The following is a 1,048-nucleotide window of genomic DNA, read 5'->3' as shown; positions in this document are numbered from 1 at the left end:
GGCAGATTGTCAAATCAAGTGCAACACTTCGTGTTGAAATACTTCAAGAGGTGTTTTCCACCCTAGGCATTTTCTAGGTCGGTTGTTTATTTTTAACAAGGCTTCAACGAGTGCGTCTTCGCTGACCTTAGAAAAGTCAGTTGTTTTGGGAAAGAATTCTCTGAGAAGTCCATTTGCGTTTTCGTTGCTCCCGCGTTGATAGGGACTCCCCGGATCTGCAAAATAAATAGGTACTTTTAGGCTTTCCTGAATTTCTTCATAGCAGGCAAACTCTTTGCCCCGATCGCTTGTGATTGTTTCCAGTGAACTGCCCACCATTTTTGCTAATTGAACGATGGAATCCCTCATGGATACTGCTGTCCGATCAGGCATTTTGAAGGCCAAGTATAAGCGGCTTTTACGTTCAAGGAAAGTTGCCACACAAGCTTTACTCTTATTCCTAGGCGATAAAACACTGTCTGCTTCCCAATGGCCAATAGACATCCTATCTTCCACTTCTTCTGGTCTATCATGAATGGATAAACCAGTGGCAAAAGTGCCTCTGGTATCACCGTCTTGTTTTTTCTTGCCCTTATGGCGAAGAATATCTACATCTAGACCTAAAAGGCCAGTGTAAAGCCAGCGATAAATCGATTTTACACAAACTCTTCCATGAAGAAGCCGTCCTACAATTTGCTCCGGTGACCAGGTTGCTTGAAGCTTCTCACAAATGATAGCTACAAGCTCAGGACTTGCTTTTCCTTTGCGGCAGGAAGCCTGCCTTTTTGCTTGGTAGTCTTGATGGGCATTTTCAGCAATATAGGTCTTACCCCCACAGCGTCTTAATTCACGGCTGATGGTAGATGGGCTTCTAAGTAATTGAGCTGCAATAAAGCGGATACTGTGTCCTTCTTTATGCATTGCCTCTAGTCGACCACGTTCAAATGTTGTAAGATGGTGATAGCTCATTAGGATACCTCCGTATATAGATTTGTGCTGATTTCTATTATACACGAAGGGCCTAATGGGCTTTTATTTTTGGCTGTTGCACTTAATATTACAATTCAAG

General features: G+C 42.9%; 1 protein-coding gene. It reads right to left on the bottom strand.

Annotated elements, in window-relative coordinates; all coding sequences use genetic code 11:
* Nucleotides 1-9: 9 nt before the first annotated feature.
* On the bottom strand, nucleotides 10-948 hold the full coding sequence (locus ACKQTC_RS09200) for an IS30 family transposase (RefSeq protein WP_408978146.1): 939 nt from the start codon (nucleotides 946-948) through the stop codon (nucleotides 10-12).
* Nucleotides 949-1,048 lie beyond the last annotated feature (100 nt).

Origin of the sequence: Peptococcus simiae (assembly GCF_046097595.1) — a bacterium.
Classification (GTDB): domain Bacteria; phylum Bacillota; class Peptococcia; order Peptococcales; family Peptococcaceae; genus Peptococcus; species Peptococcus simiae.
Note: the sequence above shows the minus strand (reverse complement) of the source record. Positions and strands in the feature narration are given on the sequence as shown.

Coding starts and splice junctions, on each gene's coding strand:
- ACKQTC_RS09200 (WP_408978146.1), bottom strand. CDS start 948: ATGAGCTATCACCATCTTACAACATTTGAACGTGGTCGACTAGAGGCA.